The sequence below is a fragment of the Enterobacter cloacae complex sp. ECNIH7 genome, assembly GCF_002208095.1.
Classification (GTDB): Bacteria; Pseudomonadota; Gammaproteobacteria; order Enterobacterales; family Enterobacteriaceae; genus Enterobacter; species Enterobacter cloacae_M.
The window spans coordinates 1,971,029-1,994,276 of the sequence record NZ_CP017990.1 but is presented as its reverse complement, the minus strand read 5'-3'; the positions used below and the strand labels follow the sequence as shown (position 1 = coordinate 1,994,276).

The following is a 23,248-nucleotide window of genomic DNA, read 5'->3' as shown; positions in this document are numbered from 1 at the left end:
TCTCCGCCCCCGTTTTGGGGGCGTTTAGCCCTGCCGTGCGGTTACGATTTGCTTATGTAAAACGATCGAGGATAATAAAGACATTGCGTATCAGTGATATGCCCCAATACTGTTGGTATATCCATAAGAGACTCTGACATAGCCATGCCTGAACACTATCGTTATTCCTTGCCTGTCAAAGCGGGCGACCAGCGCCAGCTGGGTGAACTCACGGGCGCGGCGTGCGCCACGCTGGTGGCGGAAATCGCCGAGCGTCATTCAGGCCCGGTGATTCTGGTTGCCCCGGATATGCAAAACGCCCTGCGCCTGCAAGATGAAATTCGCCAGTTCACCGATAGCCTGGTGTTCAGCCTGGCCGACTGGGAGACGCTGCCGTATGACAGCTTCTCTCCGCATCAGGAGATCATCTCCTCGCGCCTGTCGACGCTCTATCAGCTGCCGACCATGCAGCGCGGCGTGCTGATTGTGCCGGTGAACACCCTGATGCAGCGCGTCTGTCCGCACAGCTATCTGCACGGTCACGCGCTGGTGATGAAAAAAGGCCAGCGCCTGTCCCGTGACGCCCTGCGCGCGCAGCTTGACGGTGCCGGCTATCGCCACGTCGACCAGGTGATGGAGCACGGGGAATACGCGACCCGCGGCGCGCTGCTTGACCTTTACCCGATGGGCAGCGACCAGCCGTATCGTCTGGATTTCTTTGATGATGAAATCGACAGCCTGCGCGTATTCGACGCCGACACGCAGCGCACGCTGGAAGAGGTGGAGTCCATCAATTTACTGCCCGCGCATGAGTTCCCCACGGACAAAACCGCTATTGAACTGTTCCGCAGCCAGTGGCGCGATAGGTTCGAGGTGAAGCGCGACGCGGAACATATTTATCAGCAGGTCAGTAAAGGCACGCTTCCTGCCGGGATCGAATACTGGCAGCCGCTGTTCTTCAACGAGCCGCTGCCTGCCCTGTTCAGCTACTTCCCGGCGAATACGCTGATTGTCAACACCGGGGATATCGACGCCAGCGCCAGCCGCTTTGAGAGCGAAACCCGCGCCCGCTTTGAAAACCGTGGCGTTGACCCAATGCGTCCACTGCTGCCGCCGGAAGCGCTGTGGCTGCGCACCGACGAGCTCAACGCCGAGCTGAAGCGCTGGCCGCGCATGCAGCTGAAAACCGATTCGCTTGCCGACAAGGCCGCCAATACCAACCTCGCCTTCCGGACGCTGCCGGACCTGGCCGTTCAGGCGCAGCAGAAATCCCCGCTGGATAATCTGCGCAAGTTCCTGGAGTCCTTCACCGGCCCGGTGGTGTTCTCCGTTGAGAGTGAAGGCCGCCGTGAAGCGTTAGGTGAACTGCTGGGACGCATTAAGGTGGCGCCGAAGCGCATCCTGCGCCTGAGCGAAGCGACCGGAAACGGTCGTTATCTGATGATTGGCGCCGCCGAGCACGGGTTCATCGACACGCTCAACAACCTGGCACTGATTTGCGAAAGCGATCTGCTGGGCGAGCGCGTCGCGCGCCGCCGTCAGGACAGCCGTCGGACCATCAACCCGGACACGCTGATCCGTAACCTGGCCGAGCTACACCCGGGCCAGCCGATTGTTCACCTGGAACACGGCGTTGGGCGCTATCAGGGGATGACCACGCTGGAAGCGGGCGGCATCAAAGGTGAATACCTGATGCTCACCTATGCTAACGACGCCAAACTGTATGTCCCGGTCTCCTCCCTGCATCTGATCAGCCGCTACGCGGGCGGCGCCGAAGAGAATGCGCCGCTGCACAAGCTGGGCGGCGACGCCTGGGCGCGCGCGCGCCAGAAGGCGGCGGAAAAAGTGCGCGACGTGGCGGCCGAGCTGCTGGATATCTACGCCCAGCGCGCGGCTAAACAGGGCTTCGCCTTTAAGCATGATAAAGAACAGTACCAGCTGTTCTGCGACAGCTTCCCGTTTGAAACCACGCCGGATCAGGCCCAGGCCATCAACGCCGTGCTGAGCGACATGTGCCAGCCGCTGGCTATGGACCGCTTAGTCTGCGGCGACGTCGGCTTCGGTAAAACCGAAGTGGCGATGCGCGCCGCCTTCCTTGCGGTGGAAAACAACAAGCAGGTGGCGGTGCTGGTGCCGACCACCCTGCTCGCTCAGCAGCACTTCGACAACTTCCGCGACCGTTTCGCCAACTGGCCGGTACGTATCGAGATGCTCTCGCGTTTTCGCAGTACCAAAGAACAGACGCAGATTCTCGAACAGGCAAGCGAAGGCAAAATCGATATTCTGATCGGCACCCACAAGCTGCTGCAAAGCGATGTGAAGTGGAAAGATCTGGGGCTGCTGATCGTCGACGAAGAGCACCGCTTCGGGGTACGTCACAAAGAGCGCATCAAAGCGATGCGCGCCGACGTCGATATCCTGACCCTGACCGCAACGCCAATCCCGCGAACACTCAACATGGCGATGAGCGGCATGCGCGATCTGTCGATTATTGCTACGCCGCCGGCGCGCCGTCTGGCGGTGAAAACCTTTGTCCGCGAGTACGATAATCTGGTGGTGCGGGAGGCTATTCTGCGTGAGGTGCTGCGTGGGGGTCAGGTCTATTACCTATACAACGACGTGGAAAACATCCAGAAAGCCGCCGACAGGCTGGCGGAGCTGGTGCCGGAAGCGCGTATTGCTATCGGTCACGGGCAGATGCGCGAGCGCGAGCTGGAACGGGTAATGAACGACTTCCACCACCAGCGCTTTAACGTGCTGGTGTGTACCACCATCATTGAAACCGGGATCGACATTCCGACGGCAAACACCATCATCATTGAGCGTGCGGATCACTTTGGCCTGGCGCAGCTTCACCAGCTGCGCGGCCGCGTCGGGCGTTCGCACCATCAGGCCTACGCCTGGCTACTGACGCCGCATCCGAAAGCGATGACCACCGACGCGCAAAAGCGTCTGGAAGCCATCGCCTCGCTGGAAGACCTCGGCGCAGGCTTTGCGCTGGCCACGCACGATCTCGAGATCCGCGGTGCCGGCGAGCTGCTGGGTGAAGACCAGAGCGGCTCCATGGAAACCATCGGCTTCTCGCTCTATATGGAGCTGCTGGAAAACGCGGTTGATGCCCTGAAGGCCGGACGCGAGCCGTCGCTGGAAGATCTCACCAGCCAGCAGACCGAGGTCGAGCTGCGTATGCCTTCCCTGCTGCCGGACGATTTTATTCCGGACGTGAATACCCGACTGTCGTTCTACAAGCGCATCGCCAGCGCGAAGAAGGAGAACGAGCTGGAAGAGATTAAGGTGGAGCTGATTGACCGCTTTGGCCTGCTGCCCGATCCGGCGAGAAATTTGCTGGATATCGCGAGGCTGCGCCAGCAGGCGCAAAAGCTGGGGATCCGCAAGCTCGAAGGCAATGAAAAAGGCGGCGTGATTGAATTCGCCGAGAAGAATCACGTCAACCCGATGTGGCTGATCGGCCTGCTGCAAAAACAGCCGCAGCATTTCCGTCTGGATGGTCCAACCCGTCTGAAATTTACCCAGGAGCTGACGGAGCGCAAAACCCGTATGGACTGGGTGCGTAACTTTATGCGCCAGCTGGAAGAGAACGCGATCGCCTGACCTCCATTCCCCTCTTAACTGAGGAATTTCATGTAGTTTATTAACCGGAAGCGATAAAAGTTGCTTCCGGAAAATGAATAGCTTACAGCGACACCCTGGTCCGGCTGTAAATCGCTGAGGCGTTTCCTGCAGGCCGGGGCGAGGCGCAGGGATGCGCCGAGAGGGCGGGCTTTACAGGGATGTTACCTCCGCCCGTCCCCGAAAAGCCGGAAGGAATAAGCCGAAGGTACCGCGTAGCGGCGATTTACCGCCGGGAGCCCGGGTCGCCAGGGTGGTGGCGACTGAGCCACCCTGGCACGTTCACAGGTCATGTCGTTACAGAGTACTAAGGAACATAAAGTGAACGGAATGACCACCAGAGTCGTATGTTCCCCCACACACCAGCCCTCTCCCTCAAGGGAGAGGGGGTCGTCCGTGCAGGCATTATTTTATGGGGATCCCTTCCCCTGTTAGCCCAGCGCTACGGGGGACAATTTACAAACTCTTTGCACTTCACCCGATCTTCCCGACACACCCATTCGCCATAATTATCATTAACGCTTTATAAAACAATAACCTTATCATTTGTATGGACTATGGTAATGATGACCTCTTCGCGTTTTACTCGCTGGATGACCCTGTTTGCGCTGGCAGCCACCGTCGCGGTTGCGCTTCCCGCTCGGGCAAACACCTGGCCCCTTCCACCTCCCGGCAGCAATGTCGTGGGCGAAAACCGCTTTCATGTGGTTGAAAATAATGGTGGTTCACTGGAAGCGATTGCCAAAAAATATAACGTCGGTTTTCTGGCCCTGCTGCAGGCAAACCCCGGCGTCGACCCGTATGTCCCGCGCGCGGGCAGCGTACTGACCATCCCGTTACAGACTATCCTGCCGGACGCCCCGCGCGAGGGGATCGTGATAAACCTGGCCGAACTGCGTCTGTACTATTATCCGCCGGGTAAAAATGAAGTCACCGTCTACCCTATCGGTATTGGTCAGTTGGGCGGCGACACCCTGACGCCGACGATGGTTACCACCGTCTCGGATAAACGCGCGAATCCAACCTGGACCCCGACGGCCAACATTCGTGCCCGCTATAAGGCCCAGGGGATCGATCTTCCTGCCGTGGTGCCGGCTGGTCCGGATAACCCGATGGGGCATCACGCGATACGCCTCGCGGCATACGGCGGCGTCTACCTGCTGCACGGAACGAATGCAGACTTTGGCATCGGCATGCGCGTCAGCTCCGGCTGTATTCGTCTGCGCGATGACGATATCAAAACGCTGTTTAACGTCGTTACGCCTGGAACCAAAGTGAATATTATCAATACGCCGATTAAGGTTTCAGAGGAGCCCGGCGGCGTGCGGCTGGTTGAGATTCATCAGCCGTTATCGAAAAACATTGGCGACGATCCGCAGACGCTGCCCATTATCCTGAATGCCGCGATGGTAAGCTTCAAAACGAATGCGAATACCAACAGCGTGGTGATGGAGCGCGCGATGGAAGCCCGGTCAGGCATGCCGACCGATGTCACCCGGCATCACGACGTCGTCCAGCAGTCGATGTAAATCAGAAATAAAAAAACGCCCTGCTGAGCAGGGCGTTTTTTATTGCAGTGGCATAAATGAGGGTTTATGCCCGGCTTATTTGTAGATGACCGCAGTGCCGTGCAGGGTGTTAGGACCGGTCACAGAGGTGATGCGGTAAGATTTAGCACCCATCTCTTGCGCTTTTTGTGCCAGCTGATCTTCCAGTGAACCCAGGTTAGTACCGGCAGACGCGGAGATTGTCCCGACTTTATGCTGGTCAGCAGGGGTGGATTGCACTTGTACAGCAGCAAAGCTTGCGAAAGAGAGTGAACTCAGAACAGCAGCAGCGATGAGGGTTTTTACGTTTTTCATGATGTTTACCTTTAGCAGATGAATTTGGAGGTCGTTAATCATTTAGTTAACGATCGATAGGTAAATCATAAACGTGATCCAGGTCACGCGTCAACATAATTTTATAACGACCATTAACTTAATTTTAAAATTGTTATTTTTCATACATATATGATTAATTTATTTTTAAGCATTCTGCACTGGTGGTGGGTTGCGTTTATTTTTATAATGGTCATTCACCAAACCAACAGAGGACCAACGGCAAATGACAACCGATGTCACGAGTTGTGCGAAGAAAAGCCGTGGCCGACCAAAAGTGTTTGACAGGGATGCAGCGCTTGATAAGGCCATGACTCTCTTCTGGCAACATGGGTATGAAGCAACCTCGCTTTCCGATCTGGTAGAAGCCACCGGAGCCAAAGCGCCGACGCTGTATGCCGAATTTACCAATAAAGAGGGACTGTTCAGGGCGGTGCTGGACAGATACATTTCGCGTTTTGCGGCGAAACACGAAGCCCAGCTGTTCTGCGAAGAGAAAAGCGTTGAACAGGCGCTTCGCGACTATTTCACCGCCGTCGCGACCTGCTTTACCAGTAAAGAGACGCCTGCGGGCTGCTTTATGATTAACACTTCTGCCACCCTTGCGGCGTCCTCCAAAGAGATTGCCAATACGGTGAAATCGCGGCATGCGATGCAGGAGGAGACCCTCAGCGCCTTTCTGGCTCAGCGCCAGCAGCGCGGTGAACTCCCCGCGCAATGCAACCCTCAGCTGCTGGCACAATACCTGAGCTGTATTTTGCAGGGGATGTCGATCAGCGCCCGTGAAGGGGCCACGCTGGAAAAACTGCAGCATATTAGCGAAACCACGCTGCGGCTGTGGCCTGAGCTACTCAAAATCTAAAGCAAAAAAAAAGCTCCTCAGCCTGAGCGCATGAGGAGCTAAATTCAGAGAACATCTTTTTTACACTTTGTTATTCAGAACCAGCTGGCCGTTTCCATCCAGTGGAATTTGCGTGCCCGGGTCTTTATCCATGCGGATTTTGCCCTGCTGATCGCCAATTTTGTACGTCACGTCATAGCCCAGCATTTTTTCCGACTTATCATAGACGGTTTTGCAGCGTTGCTGAGTCGTGGTGTAGGTATCATTATCCTGCATCGCGCCCTGCACCTGGTTACCGGCATAGCCGCCACCCAGCGCGCCGACCACGGTCGCTACGTCTTTACCCCGGCCGCCGCCAAACTGGTGACCAATTACGCCACCCGCTACTGCACCCAGAACAGAACCGGCAATGCGGTTTTCATCCTGCACCGGACGACGGTGCGTCACGGAAACGTTACGGCACTCCTGACGAGGGGTTTTCACGGTTTCTTTAATCGGTGTAGCAGAAACCACCTGTGCATACTGCGGGCCGCGATCTAATACGTTGAGACTGGCAACGGCAGCCACACCTAACGCAGCCGCGACGCCAATCCCTATACCCGCCAACATTGATTTATTCACGGGACTTCCTCCTTTGTTGCTATTGGTAACAATTTTGCAATGGAGGCACGGCTTCGCCAATAAGATAAAGGATCAAAAAAGGAGCGTTGAGAAGAGATATATTGTATTTAGGAGAACTCTTAAGCAGTCAAACTGTGATCTACAGCATGAAATGCTAAAAACTCCCTCCGGAGGGCCCGGAGGGAGTGAAAGATTAGTGCAGCTTCAGACGCGGACGGATCACTCGGTTGATTCTGCCCACCAGCATCATCAGCCCGGTTTTGAAGTAGCCGTGCAGCGCAATCTGGTGCATGCGGTACAGGGAGATATACACGAAGCGGGCAATGCGCCCTTCTACCATCATTGAGCCGCGCATCAGGTTGCCCATCAGGCTGCCGACGGTAGAGAAGTTTGACAGCGACACCAGTGAACCGTGGTCTTTGTAGACATAGGCTTTCATTGGCTTGCCTTTGTACTGCGCCAGAATGTTGTGCAGCACCAGGCTTGCCATCTGGTGAGCGGCCTGCGCGCGCGGCGGCACGAATCCACCTTCAGGACGCGCACAGGAGGCACAGTCACCGATGGCAAAGATTTCAGGGTCACGCGTGGTTTGCAGCGTTGGCTCGGTTACCAGCTGGTTAATGCGGTTGGTTTCCAGACCGCCGATCTCTTTCATAAAGTCAGGCGCTTTGATACCTGCCGCCCAGACCATCAGATCCGCTTTGATATACTCGCCGTCTTTGGTATGCAGGCCGCCTTCGTCGGCGCTGGTCACCATGGTCTGCGTCAGCACCCGCACGCCCAATTTGGTGAGCTCATTGTGCGCCGCACCGGAAATACGCGGAGGCAGCGCAGGCAGGATGCGTTCACCGGCTTCAACCAGCGTGACGTTCAGCGCTTCGTTAGTTAACCCTTTATAACCGTAGCTGTGCAGCTGTTTCACCGCATTGTGCAGCTCCGCTGACAGCTCAACGCCCGTCGCGCCGCCGCCGACAATAGCGATATTCACCTTACCGTTCGCACCCATATTGCTGGTGTACTTCAGGAACAGGTTCAGCATTTCCTGATGGAAACGACGCGCCTGGTGCGGGTTATCGAGGAAGATACAGTGCTCTTTCACCCCCGGCGTGTTGAAGTCGTTGGAGGTACTGCCCAGCGCCATGACCAGCGTGTCGTACGCCAGTTTACGCTCGGGAACCAGCAGATCCCCTTTATCATCGCGCAGCTCTACCAGGGTGATGGTTTTGCTTTCACGGTTGATGTCCACCACCGAGCCCAGCTGGAACTGGAAATGATGGTTGCGCGCGTGCGCCAGATAGCTGAGCGCGTCCACGCCCTCATCCAGAGAACCGGTCGCCACTTCGTGCAGCAGCGGTTTCCACAGGTGGCTGTGGTTACGATCGACCAGCGTAATTTTGGCTTTTTTACCGCGACCCAGCTTCTTGCCCAGCTGTGTAGCCAGCTCCAGCCCGCCAGCACCACCGCCTACAATCACTATCTTTTTCAATGGCGTAGTCAACGTGACCCCCTCAAATTATTAACCAATTGTTAATTAAAAGTTATAAAAATAACCCTTAATTAACAACAGGTTACAGCACTGAAACCATTCAGGTGCATTGAGAATACCACGTCAGGCGCATTGGTCATACCAAAATTGATATGCATCAAGTTTTGATGGCTTAAAAGTAGACAATTCTGGTCAAAAAGAAAGCCCGGCACGCTTTCACGGCCGGGCTTTGATGCATGCGGGTAATTGATTAACCCAGCGTTTTAAACGCTTTGATACGCTGCAGATGCGGAGAGATGTTTTTGAACTTGTGGGTCTGTTCTTCGTCCCAGACGATCTCATAGTAATGATGCAGGAGCTCTGCTGCACGATGGCTGTTGAGCGCTTCATCATTACGCGAAAGGATCACCAGGCAGCGGTCGCGGTTTTTCTCACGGAAGTTGCTCACGCACTTGGTCGCAATATCGACATACTCTTCCGGGCGGTCAATTTTGCCTTCCATGTTCTCGTTCGGGAACAGATTAGGATTGAACACCACCTGGCGAATGTCGCACAGGAAGCCAATCCGCTCCGCCCAGTAGCCGCCCAGCCCCACGCCGCAAATCAACGGGCGATCGTCGACGTTGAGCTGCAACATCTTGTCCACCTCTTTGAGCAGATGCTGCATATCATGCTTCGGATGGCGCGTGCTGTAGCTGATCAACCGTACATCCGGATCGATAAACTGCAGCTGCAGCACCTTCTCATGATTACCAGGACTGTTTGAGTCAAAACCGTGTAAATAGATGATCATCGTCTTCTCACCACGCTACGCCTTCCGGGAGGGTTTACAGGCTGGCTTTATGTGCCTGCCAGCGCTCATTCAGGTCTTCAAGCCGGGCGTTGACCGTCTTCCAGCGCGCCGAATCCATCAGCTCCTGACGGCTAAATGAACCTTTATGATACAATTGTGTAACACGCTCTGCATTGATCGGCGACAGGTTATCCAGCACGCTAACGGCACCTTTACGATTATTGCAGACCAGGATCATATCGCAACCTGCATCCAGAGATGCCTGACCGCGTTCAGCGTAGCTGCCCATGATCGCGGCCCCTTCCATCGACAAATCGTCAGAGAAAATCACGCCGTTGAAGCCCAGTTCCTGGCGCAGAACGGTTTTCAGCCAGTGCGGAGAACCGCTGGCAGGACGCGGGTCGACGTCGCTGTAAATCACGTGCGCGGGCATAATGGCATCCAGCTTGTTATCGGTAATAAGAGACTGGAAAACCGACATATCTTTGGCGCGAATCTCCGCTTCCGGGCGAGGATCGCGCGGGGTCTCTTTGTGAGAATCCGCCGTCACCGCCCCGTGACCCGGGAAGTGTTTCCCGGTGGTTTTCATCCCGGCATCGTGCATGCCGTCGATGAACCGGGTCGCCATTGCCAGCGCAATACGCGGGTCTTCATGGTATGAGCGCTCGCCAATGGCAGCGCTGATATGCCCTACATCCAGCACCGGGGCAAAGCTGATGTCGATATCCATGGCAATCATTTCGCTGGCCATCAGCCAGCCGGCCTCCTGCGCCAGTTTTCCCCCCTCTTCTGTGCCGAGCAGCGCGGCAAATGACTGGGCTGCCGGGAGACGGGTAAAACCGTCGCGAAAACGCTGCACGCGCCCGCCTTCCTGATCGACGGCCACCACCAGATGATTGCGCGATGCGGCGCGGATCTGACGCACCAGCTCACGCAGCTGCGCCGGATCGTGATAATTGCGGGTAAACAGGATCAGTCCCCCCACCAGCGGATGCGCCAGAATTTCACGCTCCTCCGCATCCAGCTCAAACCCTTCTACATCCAACATGACTGGACCCACATCCACCTCTCTTATCCTTTAGTTTGTAACTGACGCCAGGCATCGTCTGCCAGCGCAATAAATTGTTTCTCTCTGGACTGCCGATAGCGCATTTCAAACCAGCCAGCCATTAACATGACGACCCAGGGCCGCCAGCGTTTGACCTGACGCCTCAGCGCGTCGGGGTCAATATGTGCCATCCGGGCGTAGCCCCTGATGAGCATCTGCCGCGCGGCTTCACTCTCTGTCCAGACTGCCGCCAGCTCCAGCGCCACATCGCCATCTCCCGCATATTCCCAGTCGATAAGCCTGATGCCTGCTGGCGTATGAACAATATTCCCGGCATGAACATCCATATGCAACGGCGCGAGCCGAATCGGCTGCGGCTCGCCCGTTTTACGCAGCCGCTTAAGACGTGCCAGCCACACTGGAGTACGTCTGTCTGGCAGGGCTTGCTGCCAGTAATGTTCCAGTAGAGGGAATAACGTCGTTCGCCACCCCAGTCGTGGCTGCCGGTGCAGATGATACAGCATCGCCGCAAGCTCAGGCGTGTCCGGCAGCTCGCTTTTAACTTCACCTTCCAGATAGTCCACGGCCATCCAGCCCTGTCTGAAAAAACGAGGGGTAGGTACGAGATCCGCCGGAAGACGTCTCAGGGCACGAAACTGACGACGAAAATGAGAGGCAGGAGCAGAGGGGTCGTGATTTTGCCGCAAGACCAGACGTCGTTCGCCCTGCTCTATAATGCAACTCGCGCCGCCAAGCCCGGAATGGGCCTGCGGCGCGATAAGGCGGTACTGAGGAAAATAGCGCGTCAGAATCTCTTCACGCGTGCTGTCATTGTTGCGTAACCGCACCTTTACCTGACCAGATAATTTCGCCTGTCTGAACCAGCATCAGCTGCATCTGCAGGGCTGGGGTGTTCACGTTACCGGTGGCGTTAGAGTACAGCACATACTGTGCGCCAACGTTACGGGCAATGCCGATCGCCTTGCTGCGGGTGCCGAGGCTATCCTGCGGCGACAGGCCCAGCTGCTGTTTGGCGACGGCGAGCTGCTGAGCCGAGACCAGCGTAAACTTGCCGTTGTTAGCCAGAGCATTGCGCAGGGTTTCCGTGGCTTCACCCGCGTTCAGCGAACCGTTGGTACGGTTGTTGACGCTGTCGACCAGCAACACGCTGCCCGCCGTCACGCCCTGCGCCTGCAGCATTTTGCCTACCATCGGCTGCATTGCCCCGTTCCAGTCGTAATGGCGCACGCGCGGCGTGGGCTGTGACGTCTGGTCCGGATGCTCAATCGGGCCTGGCTGCGCCGGAATAGACGGTACAGACGGCACGGTTGGCTGCTGCTGCGTTGGCGGCGTCGGCTGTTCAGTACCCGGTTTAGCCTCTTCCACAGGCGCAGGCTGTTCAGTTCGGGTCACACACCCTGCGAGAAACAGAGCGAAAGCTGTCACGAGCGCATAGCGGCTCAAATTTTTAATCAAGGTTCACCCCTCAGAGATAAAGATAAAGTCTCACCTTATGCGCACCCAGATAGTTGGCGCTGCCATAGAGCGTTACCGACGACCTGGCCGGAATGGTGACGCTGCGCGGCGCCTCCAGCGGATGCATTTCAAGACCTCTTACGTCATACCAGAAAAAACGGTAGTGGACCGTCACTGGTTCATGTCTTTCATTAAAGAGCGTAGAGGAGGCAGATGAGTTGATTTCACTGATAGTCAACGCGGGCTGTTGCGCCGTGATGCCCGCGGCAAGCACGGAAGATTCCATGACCAGCGTCTGTTCATCATTCACGGGGATCGCCGGACGCGAGCTGCACCCCACAATCATCATCGCCATTACCAGCGCTGCAATACGCCCTTTCAGCATGTCAAAGACCTTTATGTGCCAGCATCGGCCCCAGAGGACGTCCACCCAGCAGATGCATGTGAATATGATAAACTTCCTGGCCACCATGGTGGTTGCAGTTCATGATCAGACGGTAACCGTCTTCTGCAATCCCTTCCTGTTCAGCGATTTTGGCAGCCACCGTCAGCATACGACCTAACGCCACTTCATGCTCGGTTTTTACGTCGTTTACAGTCGGAATCAGAATATTGGGAATGATAAGGATGTGCGTCGGAGCCTGAGGGGAAATGTCCCGGAAAGCCGTCACCAGTTCATCCTGATAGACGATATCTGACGGAATTTCGCGGCGGATAATTTTACTGAAAATCGTTTCTTCAGCCATGACCTTTTCCTTTTTTGTTTAATCTGGCGCAATGCGTCCGCTGTAAACACACTCCCGGAATCGGTGTGTGACACAATCCAAGAGTATGAGCGAGTTTCTCCTGTCCTTTCAACCTCCTCCCTCGATTTCTTTCCTGAATGTTCATCAGCTGACTGAAGAGTGACCGCTCTCGCCTCTCAGTGGCGTTTTTTAAGACACAAATAAAAAAGGCAGCCATTCGGCTGCCTTAGTCTCCCCAGGTCACAACTTAGTTGCTGCGGATGTACTCATCCATTTCGGTTTTCAGGTTATCGGATTTGGTACCGAAGATTGCCTGTACACCAGAACCTGCAACAACTACGCCCGCTGCGCCCAGTTTTTTCAGACCCGGCTGGTCTACTTTCGCGACGTCGGCAACGCTCACACGCAGACGAGTGATGCACGCGTCCAGGTTAGTGATGTTCTCTTTACCGCCGAACGCTGCGACCAGTGCCGGAGCCATTTCGCTGGTAGCGCCAGCTTTGCTGTCTTCTGTCGCATCTTCACGACCCGGAGTTTTCAGGTCCAGTGCTTTAATCAGCACGCGGAAGATGGTGTAGTAAACAACGGCATAGCACGCACCCACGATTGGGAACAGCCACAGTTTGCTGCTGTTACCGGACAGAACGATGAAGTCGATCAGACCGTGAGAGAAGGACGTACCGTCACGCATACCCAGCAGGATACAGATTGGGAACGCCAGGCCCGCCAGAATCGCGTGGATAACGTACAGGATCGGCGCAACGAACATGAAGGAGAACTCGATAGGCTCGGTGATACCGGTCAGGAACGAGGTCAGCGCTGCGGAGATCATGATACCGCCCACTTTTGCACGGTTCTCTGGCTTAGCAGAGTGCCAGATAGCAATCGCCGCGGCTGGCAGACCGTACATTTTGAACAGGAAGCCACCAGACAGTTTACCTGCAGTTGGGTCGCCCGCCATATAACGTGGGATATCGCCGTGGAATACCTGGCCTGCTGCGTTGGTGAATTCACCAATCTGCATCTGGAATGGAACGTTCCAGATGTGGTGCAGACCGAATGGCACCAGGCAACGCTCGATGAAGCCGTAGATACCAAACGCCACAACCGGGTTCTGGTAAGCAGCCCACTGAGAGAAGGTCTGGATAGCAGAGCCGATTGGTGGCCAGATGAAGGACAGGATCACGCCAGTGAAAATCGCTGCCAGACCAGAGATGATCGGAACGAAACGCTTGCCCGCGAAGAAGCCCAGATACTCAGGCAGCTTGATGCGATAGAAGCGGTTAAACATATACGCTGCAATCGCACCGGAGATGATACCGCCCAGAACACCGGTGTCCGCCAGGTGTTTCGCGGCGATCTCTTCTGCCGGTAAATGCAGAACCAGCGGCGCAACCACAGCCATGGTTTTCACCATGATGCCGTAGGCAACCACTGCAGCCAGCGCAGAAACGCCGTCGTTATTGGTGAAGCCCAGAGCCACACCGATCGCGAAGATCAGTGGCATGTTAGCAAAGACAGAACCGCCTGCTTCGGCCATCACGTGGGACACTACGGCTGGCAGCCAGCTGAAGTTAGCAGAACCGACACCCAGCAGGATACCTGCGATAGGCAGTACGGATACTGGCAGCATCAGCGATTTACCGACCTTTTGCAGGTTAGCAAATGCATTCTTAAACATAATTGAGAGTGCTCCTGAGTATTTGTGCTTTTTTTACGCTTTCACGCATTGGCCCGGGGGGAGTACCGTGCCGTGGACAGGACATCTAAGCGCCCTTTATTTATTACACAGAGTAAAATAATTCCCTCTGAGTTTGTTTGACGGCTATCACGTTTCAGCTTAAGGCGGTCGAAAAACTTTCAGTTATTTACAAAAAGCATGTCCGGATGTGTCTAAATACACACTCACCGCCCCAAATGAGGCGGTGAACTTTACTCGCTTTACTTATTAATTACGAGCCTAAAAAAAACAGGTGTATCAGACAGATTGCAGGCGGGCGGGGTCGATATGGAACAGCGTGGAGAAGTTTTCCGTCGTCACGCGGGCCAGCTCATCGATGCTGACGCCCTTCAGTACGGCCATGTACTCAGCCACATCTCTCGTCATAGCGGGCTGGTTCTCTTTACCGCGATGCGGTACCGGTGCCAGGTACGGAGAATCCGTCTCCACCAGAATACGATCGAGCGGAACATAACGTGCAGCATCACGTAGCTGCTCAGCGTTACGGAACGTCACGATCCCCGAAAACGAGATATAAAACCCCAAATCAAGCAGCTTCCCCGCCGTTTCTCTGTCTTCTGTGAAACAGTGTAGTACGCCACCGCAATCCGTCACCTTTTCTTCCCGGAGGATAGCCAGGGTATCCGCGCGCGCATCGCGGGTGTGGACGATAACCGGCTTGTTCAGTTCCCGGCCAATGCGAATATGGTTGCGGAAGGACTCCTGCTGGCGCGGTTTGGTTTCCGGCGTGTAAAAATAGTCCAGCCCGGTCTCGCCCATCGCCACCACGCCCTCTTCGGCTGCCAGTCGGCGCAGATCCTCAACGTCGTACGCCTCGTCCTGATTCAACGGATGCACGCCGCAGGAGAACACCACGTTATCGCGAACGCCCACCAGCTCACGCATGGAGCGGTAGCCCGGCAGCGTCGTCGCCACCGCAAGACAGAATTTCACATCGCGGGCAGCGGCTTTTGCCAGCACGTCATCCACGTTTTTATGCAGGGACTGATAATCCAGGCCATCAAGATGGCAGTGTGAGTCGACTAAAAACATAATGTCTCTCTCAGAGATGGGAAACAGGCGGTGTGACGCCGGGTTGCAGGTAATGTTCGATACGCAGTAACTGGTCTGTCAGTAAAAGCTCGCGATTAAGACCCGTCACGGTTAAAAGCTGTTCACGGCTCTGGCAGATGTCATGGAGCATCGCGTGAAGAATCTTCACTGAGAGGCGGTTCGCCAGTGTATTCACCAGCGGCAACGCGTCCGGGTTGGTCAGAAGCGTAGCCCCCTGCTGGATTTTGAGCGCATCCAACAGCAAGGAGGCCAGCCAGTGCATACGCTCAACGGCCCGATCGCTGTTAAGCGCAGGCAGTAAACTTAGCCAGTCCTGACTGTTCAGTGAGGCATCCAGGGCCCGGCAGAGCGTTTCTCGCTCTGACCAGACGTCAGGCTGCAGTAGTGCCAGCGCCGCCGCGGGCGCGCCGCTGCTCAGGCGCAAGGCGGACAGCGCGCCCTCTGGTGACGTTGTCACCTCTCGTTCAAGCCAGCTCAGCGCCCACGATTCCTGAGGTACCGCCAGGTGATGAAGACGACAGCGGCTGCGCAACGTCGCCAGTAATCGTCCCGGGTCACGGCATGAGAGGAAAAACCACGTTTTAACCGGCGGCTCTTCCAGAGTTTTAAGCAGGGCGTTAGCCGCCGCCTCGGTAAGCAAGGTGGCGTCTTTAAGCCAGACCACTTTAGCGCCGCCCAGTCGCGCGTGCTCATACAATTTTTCACTGACTTCACGCACGGCATCAATACCGAGCGCGCTTTTGCTCTTCTCAGGCTCAAGGGTGTAGTAGTCTGGATGCGTCCCCGCCTGCATGAGCTGGCAGCCACGGCATTTACCACAGCTCTTGTGCCCTTCCGGCTGCTGACACATCAGAAAACGGGTGATGGCATAAATCAGCGCATCATCACCCATCCCTGGCAATGCCTGAATCAGTAACGCATGATGCCCCCGACCCGCCTGATAGCTGCCGATCAGCTGTTCAAAGTGTGGGCGCAACCATGGATACCATTTCATGCCTGCTGCTCCTGCACCCACTGCGTAATGGTGTGTTGAATGTCGCGCGTGACGTCGTCCAGGGACTGCGTCGCATCAATGGTACAAATTGAGCTGTCCTGTGCGGCCAGCTCAAGATAGCGCGCGCGGGTGCGGTTAAAGAAATCAAACGACTCTTGTTCAATGCGGTCCAGCTCGCCGCGCGCGCGGGCACGCTTGAGGCCCACTTCCGGGGTCACATCCAGATAGAGCGTCAGGTCGGGGCGAAAATCACCCAATACGGCATTACGCAGCGTTGCGAGCATTGTCTGGTCGATGCCGCGTCCTCCGCCCTGATACGCCTGAGTCGACAGATCGTGACGGTCGCCGATCACCCACTTGCCCTCGGCCAGGGCGGGTTTGATCACCGTCTCAACCAGCTGAACGCGGGCCGCGTAGAACATCAGCACTTCGGCCTTGTCAGTGATAACTTCGTCACCGACGGATTTGATATCCAGTACCAGGCTGCGCAGCTTTTCAGCCAGCTGCGTGCCGCCCGGCTCGCGGGTAAATACCATGTCCGCCACGCCAAGCGCTTTGAGCGTATCCACCACCACGTTGCGGGCAGTGGTTTTACCCGCCCCTTCGAGTCCCTCAATGACAATGTATTTACTGCGCATTTTTTTCCTTAAGTGCCTTCAGATAGTCCTGAACAGAGCGATTGTGGCTGGCAAGGTTGGTGTTAAAGGTATGCCCCCCTTTTCCATCAGCCACAAAATAGAGATACGGTGTTTTAGCCGGATGCGCGGCGGCTTTCAGCGACGCCTCGCTCGGCGTGGCAATCGGGCCTGGCGGTAAACCGCTTATCACGTAGGTATTATACGCCGTTGGCGTCTCCAGATCTTTTCTGGAAATCTTGCCCATATAGCTCTCGCCCATGCCGTAGATAACGGTAGGATCGGTTTGCAGGCGCATGCCGATGCGCAGACGGTTGATAAATACCGACGCCACCCGATCGCGCTCAGCAGCGACGGCAGTCTCTTTCTCGACGATCGAGGCCATGGTCACGAACTGGTTCGGATCGCTGTAAGGCAATCCTTCCATCCGCCCTTCCCAGGCGGCATCTACGGCGGCAACCATTTTTTTGTGCGCCCGCTTCAGGATAGCCACATCGGTCGTGCCTGCCGTGTACATCCAGGTGTCTGGCCAGAACCAGCCTTCCACCCATTCCGGATGTTCAAGCTCCAGCGCTTCTGCCACCGTCTGATAGCTATCGTCTTTTAACGTATGTTTGATATACGGCGCGTCACGCAGCTGTTTGAGGTAATCGCTCAGGCGCATCCCTTCCACAAACCGCAGGGGGAACTGGGCTTCTTTACCGCTTTCCAGCAGCTGCAGCATCTCTCTGACGGTCATTCCCGGCGTAAAGCGATAGGTACCAGCTTTGAAATGTGACAGCTCAGGCTCCACGCGCAATAGCCACTGGAAAACCCGTGGACGATTGATAATCTTGTCGCCATAGAGCTGTTCCCCAAGCGCCTGACGGCCGGTTCCCGCTTTCAGGGTAAAGATCGTTTCGTCTTTAACCAGGATCTTGCTGTTCGCCAGCTGGCGAACTTTCCATACGCCCGCTCCGCCGGCGACGCCCAGCGCAACGATGAGGATAAGGACAAAGCGCAACATTTTTTTCATGACTATCTGGTTTGCTCACATATCGGGGCTAAAAACTGAAACAGCTCGCGCGAAGACCAGCGTTGTTGGCCATACGCACGGACGGGTACAACAGGCATCAGCGCATTGCAGATGATGACTTCATCTGCGGTCCGTAGCGCCGCTTCTCCTGCGCTAACTTCGACAACGCGAAAGCCAGAGCGTGCCAGCTGTTGCAGACAAAACTGACGCATTAACCCATTTACGCCAGCGTATTCCAGCGACGGAGTGAACACCTCTTCCCCCTGCCGCCAGAGTAAATTAGCCGCACAGCATTCCGTAATGAACCCTTCGCTGTCAAGAACCAGCGCCTCATCGGCGTCCGTCTGTTCAAGATGAGTACGAATGAGCACCTGCTCGAGGCGGTTGAGATGCTTAAGCCCGGCCAGCATCGGGTTTCGTCCCAGTCGTACAGGGCTCAGCGTCAGCGTGACGCCGTCTTCTCGCCAGCGAGAATAATGCGCGGGATAAGCAGAAACGGAGAGGATACGCGTTGGGTTGAGGCACGATGCAGCGCTGTAACCCCGGCCACCACTGCCGCGGCTGATGATGACTTTGAGTACGCCGCTGTCCTTCCCGGTTCCCAGCTCGCACATTTCCTGACGCAGCGTGTCCCAGTGCGTAAAGGGGATCATGAGCTTTTCACAGCCATGCTGCAGGCGTCGAATGTGCGCCTCCAGCAAGCAGACATCGCCGTCCAGAATGCGCGCCGTCGTAAAGCAACCATCACCGAACTGTATCGCCCTGTCGCTGGCAGGCAGCGTGTCCTGCTCAAGGCCATTGATTAAAAACATGGTGGCTCCTTATGCGTGGACGTTTAGTCTGGCAGGATGTCATGCAGCCGACAAGAAGATTAGGCTTAATAAAAAAGGCCCGGCAAGCGGACCTTTTTAAATGCGACAGGGACGTCAGGATCAGATCTTTTTGAAGATCAGAGAACCGTTGGTGCCGCCGAAGCCGAAGGAGTTACACAGGGTGTACTCCATACCGCTAACCTGACGCGCTTCGTGAGGAACGAAGTCCAGATCGCAACCTTCATCCGGGTTATCCAGGTTGATGGTTGGCGGAACAGCCTGATCCCGCAGCGCAAGGATGGAGTAGATTGACTCTACCGCACCCGCCGCACCCAGCAGGTGACCGGTCATGGACTTGGTGGAGCTCACCATTACGCGGCTGGCAGATTCGCCGAAGATAGACTTAACCGCCTGAGCTTCAGCTTTATCGCCTGCAGGTGTAGAAGTACCGTGCGCGTTCACGTAGCCAATTTGTGCTGGGGTAATACCCGCATCACGAATCGCGTTTTCCATCGCCAGCGCAGCACCCGCGCCGTTCTCAGGAGGAGACGTCATGTGGTAAGCATCGCTGCTCATGCCGAAACCAACGATTTCAGCATAAATTTTCGCGCCGCGTTTTTTCGCGTGTTCGTATTCTTCCAGTACGATCATGCCCGCCCCGTCGCCCAGCACGAAGCCGTCACGATCTTTATCCCACGGACGGCTCGCCGCCTGCGGATTATCATTACGGGTAGACAGCGCACGCGCCGCACCGAAACCGCCGACACCCAGTGGGGTACTGGCTTTTTCAGCACCGCCCGCAACCATAGCATCTGCATCGCCGTACGCAATAATGCGCGCGGCCTGGCCGATGTTATGTACGCCAGACGTACAGGCAGTCGCGATTGAAATGCTTGGCCCACGCAGGCCGAACATGATGGTCAGGTGACCTGCCACCATGTTAACAATCGTGGACGGAACGAAGAACGGGCTGATCTTACGCGGGCCGCCATTCATCAGAGATGTATGGTTTTCCTCGATCAGGCCAAGACCGCCAATCCCGGAGCCGATAGCGGCGCCGATACGGGTTGCGTTCTCTTCCGTAATTTCAAGACCAGAATCCTGCATGGCCTGAACGCCAGCGACAATTCCATATTGAATGAAGGCATCCATCTTGCGCTGTTCTTTGCGCGAGATGATATCTTCACAGTTAAAATCCTTTACTAAGCCAGCAAATTTTGTTGCATAGGCGCTAGTATCGAAATGGTCGATTAGGCTGATGCCGCTCTGACCGGCAAGGAGAGCTTTCCAGGTGGACTCTACGGTATTGCCGACAGGAGACAACATGCCAAGTCCGGTCACAACTACACGACGCTTAGACACGTTTGTCCTCCAGGGAGGGATAAAAAAAAGAGATTCGTGGGACTAAATAAAGATAAAACTCAGGCGGTCGAATGACCGCCTGGAGATGTTCACTTACGCCTGGTGACCGTTGATGTAATCAATGGCAGCCTGAACGGTGGTGATCTTCTCAGCTTCTTCGTCCGGAATCTCAGTATCAAACTCTTCTTCCAGAGCCATTACCAGCTCAACGGTGTCAAGAGAATCTGCGCCCAGGTCTTCAACGAAGGAAGCGGAGTTCACAACTTCTTCCTGCTTAACGCCCAGCTGTTCGCCGATAATTTTCTTAACGCGTTCTTCGATAGTGCTCATACTCTTAAATTTCCTATCAAAACTCGCTTTCGCGATGGTTTTCGTAGTGTATAAAATGTTGAAAAATTTGCAACTAAATCCCGGCAGTTCGTACCACGATTTTACGTTATTTTGAGGCCATTCGCCCTAATAACGCAAATATTTTTCATCGTGGTTAAACCATATACATCCCGCCGTTGACGTGGAGGGTCTCACCAGTGATGTAACCCGCTTCGTCAGAGGCTAAAAATGCAACCGCACTGGCGATTTCTTTAGGGTCGCCAAGACGACCCGCCGGAACTGCCGCCAGCGTACCCGCACGCTGCTCATCAGTCAGCGCACGCGTCATGTCCGTTTCAATAAAGCCCGGAGCAACAACGTTTACCGTAATACCGCGGGACGCAACTTCACGCGCCAGCGACTTACTGAAACCAATCAGACCTGCTTTCGCCGCAGCGTAGTTAGCCTGACCAGCATTTCCCATGGTACCAACCACAGAACCGACAGTGATAATACGACCATGACGCTTTTTCATCATAGCGCGCATTACCGCTTTTGACAGACGGAATACAGATGACAGGTTGGTTTCGATGATATCGTTCCACTCGTCGTCTTTCATTCGCATTAACAGGTTATCGCGAGTGATCCCGGCATTGTTTACCAGAATATCCACTTCACCAAACTCTGCGCGAATATTTTCCAGAACAGATTCAATAGATGCAGGTTCAGTCACATTCAGTACCAGACCTTTACCGTTTGCACCCAGATACTCGCTGATGGCCTGAGCGCCATTCTCGCTGGTTGCTGTACCAATCACCTTCGCGCCGCGCGCAACCAGTGTTTCAGCAATTGCACGCCCGATACCGCGGCTTGCGCCAGTGACCAGGGCGATTTTTCCTTCAAAACTCATGGTATTCCTCTTTTATTGCGAGAGTGCCGCTGACATCGCTTCCGGCTCGTTAATCGCCGAGGCTGTCAGGGTGTCAACAATACGTTTTGTCAGACCGGTGAGGACTTTACCTGGGCCGACTTCATACAGATGCTCGACGCCCTCCGCTGCCATAAACTCAACGGTTTTGGTCCACTGTACCGGGCTGTAGAGCTGGCGAACCAGCGCGTCGCGGATAGCTTCCGGTGCGGTTTCGCATTTCACATCGACGTTATTCACAACGGAAATCGTCGGTGCGTTAAACGTAATTTTTTCCAGCTCAACCGCCAGTTTCTCGGCAGCAGGCTTCATCAGCGCACAGTGAGACGGCACACTGACCGGCAGCGGCAGCGCACGCTTAGCACCCGCTGCTTTACAGGCCGCACCCGCGCGTTCAACCGCTTCTTTATGACCGGCAATAACTACCTGGCCCGGCGAGTTGAAGTTTACCGGAGAGACAACCTGGCCTTCAGCAGATTCTTCACACGCTTTTGCAATTGCAGCGTCATCCAGACCGATGATGGCAGACATGCCGCCCGTGCCTTCAGGCACCGCTTCCTGCATGAATTTACCGCGCAGTTCAACCAGACGTACCGCGTCAGCAAACGCGATCACGCCAGCACACACCAGCGCAGAGTATTCACCCAGGCTATGACCCGCGAGCAGCGCTGGCGCTTTACCGCCCTGCTGCTGCCAGACGCGCCACAGCGCAACGGACGCGGTCAGCAGCGCTGGCTGAGTCTGCCAGGTTTTGTTCAGTTCTTCGGCCGGACCCTGCTGGGTCAGCGCCCATAAATCATAACCCAGTGCATCAGAAGCTTCACGGAAAGTCTCTTCAATTACCGGGTAGTTTGCTGCCATTTCAGACAACATCCCAACGGTTTGAGAGCCCTGGCCCGGGAACACAAAAGCAAATTGCGTCATTTTTTATTCCTTATACTAGAAACGAACCAGCGCGGAACCCCAGGTGAACCCGCCACCGAAGGCTTCAAGCAAGACCAGCTGGCCCCGTTTGATTCGTCCATCGCGTACCGCTTCATCAAATGCGCACGGTACCGACGCCGCAGAGGTGTTGCCGTGACGATCCAGCGTCACTACAACGTTATCCATCGACATGCCCAGCTTTTTCGCGGTCGCGCTGATGATACGCAGGTTCGCCTGATGCGGCACCAGCCAGTCGAGCGCGGTACGCTCAAGGTTATTCGCTTCCAGCGTTTCATCAACGATATGTGCAAGCTCGGTTACCGCCACCTTGAACACCTCGTTCCCTGCCATAGTCAGGTAAATCGAGTTGTCCGGATTAACGCGATCGGCGTTAGGCAGGGTCAACAGTTCGCCATAGCTGCCATCAGCATGCAGATGCGTGGAGATGATACCCGGCTCTTCGGACTGCCCCAGCAGCACCGCGCCCGCACCATCACCAAAAATAATGATTGTTCCGCGATCGGTTGGATCGCAGGTGCGCGCCAGCACGTCAGCACCGATCACCAGCGCATATTTAACGGCACCGGATTTCACGTACTGATCGGCGACGCTCAGCGCATAGGTGAAGCCTGCGCACGCGGCAGCGACGTCAAACGCCGGACAGCCTTTAATGCCGAGCATGTTCTGCACCTGGCACGCCGCGCTTGGGAAAGCATGCGTGGCAGACGTCGTGGCGACCACGATCAAACCAATCTGTTCTTTATCAATGCCCGCCATTTCGATAGCACGCTGTGCGGCTTCGTAACCCATGGTCGACACGGTTTCGTCTGGCGCGGCAATACGACGTTCACGGATACCTGTGCGCGTGACAATCCACTCGTCAGACGTATCTACCATTTTTTCCAGATCGGCGTTGGTACGCACTTGTTTTGGCAGGTAGCTGCCGGTACCTAAAATCTTCGTATACATGTACGC

The 23,248-nt window shown here is 55.6% G+C and carries 23 protein-coding genes; 3 read left to right on the top strand and 20 right to left on the bottom strand.

The window, feature by feature from the left end; translation table 11 throughout:
- The first annotated feature begins 144 nt into the window (after nucleotides 1–144).
- Both mfd and ldtC read left to right on the top strand, forming a co-directional pair.
- Nucleotides 145–3,591, top strand: a complete 3,447-nt coding sequence (gene mfd / locus WM95_RS09885) for a transcription-repair coupling factor (protein WP_088544753.1) — start codon at nucleotides 145–147, stop codon at nucleotides 3,589–3,591.
- Between the two features lie 581 nt (nucleotides 3,592–4,172).
- Nucleotides 4,173–5,138 (top strand): L,D-transpeptidase LdtC, encoded by a 966-nt coding sequence (gene ldtC / locus WM95_RS09880; protein WP_063408608.1) that lies wholly within the window; start codon nucleotides 4,173–4,175, stop codon nucleotides 5,136–5,138.
- Nucleotides 5,139–5,213: 75 nt separating this feature from the next.
- Here ldtC and bhsA read toward each other — a convergent pair whose 3' ends face one another.
- Nucleotides 5,214–5,471: a multiple stress resistance protein BhsA gene (bhsA, locus tag WM95_RS09875; protein ID WP_023616599.1), complete on the bottom strand. Its 258-nt coding sequence runs from the start codon at nucleotides 5,469–5,471 to the stop codon at nucleotides 5,214–5,216.
- Nucleotides 5,472–5,715: 244 nt separating this feature from the next.
- Here bhsA and WM95_RS09870 point away from each other — a divergent pair, with 244 nt between their 5' ends.
- Nucleotides 5,716–6,351, top strand: a complete 636-nt coding sequence (locus WM95_RS09870; protein WP_063408609.1) for a TetR/AcrR family transcriptional regulator — start codon at nucleotides 5,716–5,718, stop codon at nucleotides 6,349–6,351.
- Nucleotides 6,352–6,411: 60 nt separating this feature from the next.
- Here WM95_RS09870 and WM95_RS09865 read toward each other — a convergent pair whose 3' ends face one another.
- The 19 genes from WM95_RS09865 to WM95_RS09775 form a co-directional block, all read right to left on the bottom strand.
- A complete protein-coding gene (locus tag WM95_RS09865; protein WP_008500779.1) occupies nucleotides 6,412–6,951 on the bottom strand; it encodes a glycine zipper 2TM domain-containing protein in 540 nt (179 codons plus the stop codon).
- A 193-nt stretch (nucleotides 6,952–7,144) separates the two neighbouring features.
- On the bottom strand, nucleotides 7,145–8,449 hold the full coding sequence (locus tag WM95_RS09860) for an NAD(P)/FAD-dependent oxidoreductase (RefSeq protein ID WP_063408610.1): 1,305 nt from the start codon (nucleotides 8,447–8,449) through the stop codon (nucleotides 7,145–7,147).
- A gap of 238 nt (nucleotides 8,450–8,687) precedes the next feature.
- Complete coding sequence (gene ycfP, locus WM95_RS09855; RefSeq protein ID WP_008500781.1) at nucleotides 8,688–9,230, bottom strand: alpha/beta hydrolase YcfP; 543 nt, start codon at nucleotides 9,228–9,230, stop codon at nucleotides 8,688–8,690.
- Nucleotides 9,231–9,264: 34 nt separating this feature from the next.
- Nucleotides 9,265–10,290 carry a beta-N-acetylhexosaminidase gene (gene nagZ / locus WM95_RS09850; protein ID WP_023311162.1) on the bottom strand — a complete coding sequence of 342 codons (1,026 nt, stop codon included), beginning with the start codon at nucleotides 10,288–10,290 and terminating at the stop codon, nucleotides 9,265–9,267.
- An 11-nt stretch (nucleotides 10,291–10,301) separates the two neighbouring features.
- Nucleotides 10,302–11,126 carry a thiamine kinase gene (gene thiK, locus WM95_RS09845; RefSeq protein WP_063408611.1) on the bottom strand — a complete coding sequence of 275 codons (825 nt, stop codon included), beginning with the start codon at nucleotides 11,124–11,126 and terminating at the stop codon, nucleotides 10,302–10,304.
- Nucleotides 11,107–11,751, bottom strand: coding sequence for a penicillin-binding protein activator LpoB (lpoB, locus tag WM95_RS09840; RefSeq protein ID WP_103791505.1), 645 nt, complete (start codon nucleotides 11,749–11,751; stop codon nucleotides 11,107–11,109). Before lpoB ends, thiK begins: the two co-directional genes overlap by 20 nt.
- Nucleotides 11,752–11,764: 13 nt before the next feature.
- Complete coding sequence (locus tag WM95_RS09835) at nucleotides 11,765–12,139, bottom strand: YcfL family protein (protein ID WP_023311159.1); 375 nt, start codon at nucleotides 12,137–12,139, stop codon at nucleotides 11,765–11,767.
- 1 nt (nucleotide 12,140) lies between these two features.
- On the bottom strand, nucleotides 12,141–12,500 hold the full coding sequence (hinT, locus tag WM95_RS09830) for a purine nucleoside phosphoramidase (protein WP_063408612.1): 360 nt from the start codon (nucleotides 12,498–12,500) through the stop codon (nucleotides 12,141–12,143).
- A 247-nt stretch (nucleotides 12,501–12,747) separates the two neighbouring features.
- The gene (gene ptsG / locus WM95_RS09825; RefSeq protein WP_023311158.1) at nucleotides 12,748–14,181 is read right to left on the bottom strand and encodes a PTS glucose transporter subunit IIBC; all 1,434 of its coding nucleotides are present in this window, start codon (nucleotides 14,179–14,181) and stop codon (nucleotides 12,748–12,750) included.
- A 297-nt stretch (nucleotides 14,182–14,478) separates the two neighbouring features.
- On the bottom strand, nucleotides 14,479–15,273 hold the full coding sequence (locus tag WM95_RS09820; RefSeq protein WP_023311157.1) for a metal-dependent hydrolase: 795 nt from the start codon (nucleotides 15,271–15,273) through the stop codon (nucleotides 14,479–14,481).
- A gap of 10 nt (nucleotides 15,274–15,283) precedes the next feature.
- Nucleotides 15,284–16,288, bottom strand: a complete 1,005-nt coding sequence (gene holB, locus WM95_RS09815) for a DNA polymerase III subunit delta' (protein WP_063408613.1) — start codon at nucleotides 16,286–16,288, stop codon at nucleotides 15,284–15,286.
- Nucleotides 16,285–16,926: a dTMP kinase gene (gene tmk, locus WM95_RS09810; protein WP_023311155.1), complete on the bottom strand. Its 642-nt coding sequence runs from the start codon at nucleotides 16,924–16,926 to the stop codon at nucleotides 16,285–16,287. Before tmk ends, holB begins: the two co-directional genes overlap by 4 nt.
- A complete protein-coding gene (yceG, locus tag WM95_RS09805; RefSeq protein WP_063408614.1) occupies nucleotides 16,916–17,938 on the bottom strand; it encodes a cell division protein YceG in 1,023 nt (340 codons plus the stop codon). The genes tmk and yceG overlap by 11 nt, the downstream gene beginning before the upstream one ends.
- Before the next feature lie 2 nt (nucleotides 17,939–17,940).
- The gene (pabC, locus tag WM95_RS09800) at nucleotides 17,941–18,750 is read right to left on the bottom strand and encodes an aminodeoxychorismate lyase (protein WP_063408615.1); all 810 of its coding nucleotides are present in this window, start codon (nucleotides 18,748–18,750) and stop codon (nucleotides 17,941–17,943) included.
- A gap of 120 nt (nucleotides 18,751–18,870) precedes the next feature.
- A complete protein-coding gene (fabF, locus tag WM95_RS09795) occupies nucleotides 18,871–20,112 on the bottom strand; it encodes a beta-ketoacyl-ACP synthase II (protein WP_023311152.1) in 1,242 nt (413 codons plus the stop codon).
- Nucleotides 20,113–20,205: 93 nt separating this feature from the next.
- A complete protein-coding gene (gene acpP / locus WM95_RS09790) occupies nucleotides 20,206–20,442 on the bottom strand; it encodes an acyl carrier protein (protein WP_003857954.1) in 237 nt (78 codons plus the stop codon).
- 154 nt (nucleotides 20,443–20,596) lie between these two features.
- Nucleotides 20,597–21,331, bottom strand: a complete 735-nt coding sequence (gene fabG / locus WM95_RS09785) for a 3-oxoacyl-ACP reductase FabG (RefSeq protein ID WP_008500795.1) — start codon at nucleotides 21,329–21,331, stop codon at nucleotides 20,597–20,599.
- Nucleotides 21,332–21,343: 12 nt separating this feature from the next.
- The gene (gene fabD / locus WM95_RS09780; RefSeq protein WP_063408616.1) at nucleotides 21,344–22,273 is read right to left on the bottom strand and encodes an ACP S-malonyltransferase; all 930 of its coding nucleotides are present in this window, start codon (nucleotides 22,271–22,273) and stop codon (nucleotides 21,344–21,346) included.
- A 15-nt stretch (nucleotides 22,274–22,288) separates the two neighbouring features.
- Nucleotides 22,289–23,242, bottom strand: a complete 954-nt coding sequence (locus WM95_RS09775; protein WP_023311150.1) for a beta-ketoacyl-ACP synthase III — start codon at nucleotides 23,240–23,242, stop codon at nucleotides 22,289–22,291.
- Between the last annotated feature and the right edge of the window lie 6 nt (nucleotides 23,243–23,248).